Here is a 1,430-nt window from a genome sequence, read left to right on the forward strand (position 1 = left end):
GCGGTGGCGCGGCTGGTGTTCCCGGGGCGGCGGCTGCTGGTGGGCATGGCGTTGCTGATTGCGATGTTTCCGCAGATCTCGCTGGTGAGTCCGCTGTTCGATCTGTGGCGGCAGATCGGGATCTTTGATACGTGGATCGGTTTGATCGTGCCGTATCTGACGTTCTCGTTGCCGTTGGCGATCTACACGTTGTCGGCGTTTTTCCGGGAGATTCCGCGGGATCTGGAGCGGGCTGCGGCGGTGGACGGGGCGTCGCCGTGGCAGGCGTTCACGCGGGTGATCGTGCCGTTGGCAGCGCCGGGGATGGTGACGACGGCGATCCTGGTGTTCATCTTCTGCTGGAACGATTTTCTGTTCGCGATCTCGTTGACGTCGACGGAGTCGTCGCGGACGGTGCCGGCGGCGATCGCGTTCTTCACCGGTGCGTCGCAGTTCGCCCAGCCGATCGGGTCGATCGCGGCGGCGGCGGTGGTCATCACGATTCCGGTCATTGTGTTCGTGCTGGTGTTCCAGCGTCGGATCGTCGCCGGGCTGACGTCCGGTGCGGTGAAGGGATAGGCGCAGGTCATGGCGGAGGTCGAGCTGGAGCATGTGAGCAAGTGGTTCGCGGACGGGCAGGTGGCGGTCGACGATGTGAACCTGCGGGTCGCTGATGGGGAGTTTCTGATTCTGGTGGGCCCGTCGGGGTGTGGGAAGTCGACGACGTTGAACATGATCGCCGGGTTGGAGGGCATCAGCGCCGGCGAGTTGCGTATTGGTGGGCGGGTCGTCAACGAGCTGGGGCCGGCGGACCGCGACATCGCGATGGTGTTCCAGAGCTATGCGCTGTATCCGCATATGACAGTGCGGCGCAACATCGGGTTTCCGTTGTCGTTGGCGAAGGTGCCGCGGGCGCGGGTCGAGGAGAAGGTGCAGGAGGTGGCGAGGATCCTGGATCTGACGCCGTTGTTGGACCGTAAGCCGGGGATGCTCTCAGGTGGCCAGCGTCAGCGGGTGGCGATGGGGCGGGCGATTGTGCGTTCGCCGGCGGTGTTCCTGATGGACGAGCCGTTGTCGAACCTGGATGCGACGTTGCGGGTGGCGACGCGGATGCAGGTGTCGCGGCTGCAGCGGCGGTTGGGTACGACGATGGTGTATGTCACCCATGATCAGGTCGAGGCGATGACGCTCGGGGATCGGGTGGCGGTGCTGCGGGCGGGGCGGGTGCAGCAGGTCGCGGCGCCGGTGGAGCTCTACGAGCGGCCGGTGAACCTGTTCGTGGCCGGGTTCATCGGTTCGCCGGCGATGAACTTCGTGGCGGCGTCGGTGGAGGGGGATGTGCTGCGTTCCCCGTTCGGGGAGGTGCCGCTGGACGATCGGCTGCGCCGGGCGCTGTCGGCGGCCCGCCTGTCTGGCGTTGCGGGCCTGGACGGTTCGGGGGGTGCGGGGGG

The 1,430-nt window shown here is 66.6% G+C and carries 2 protein-coding genes; both read left to right on the top strand.

What is annotated here, in order from left to right:
* Window positions 1-558 (top strand): carbohydrate ABC transporter permease (locus tag NBZ85_RS31085; protein WP_261563417.1); only part of this gene is annotated, 558 nt, incomplete at its 5' end.
* A 9-nt stretch (window positions 559-567) separates the two neighbouring features.
* Window positions 568-1,430, top strand: an 863-nt coding sequence (locus tag NBZ85_RS31090; RefSeq protein WP_261563418.1) for an ABC transporter ATP-binding protein, incomplete at its 3' end; no start/stop codon positions are given.

Origin of the sequence: Frankia tisae, assembly GCF_025403405.1 — a bacterium.
Lineage (GTDB): Bacteria > Actinomycetota > Actinomycetes > Frankiales > Frankiaceae > Frankia > Frankia tisai.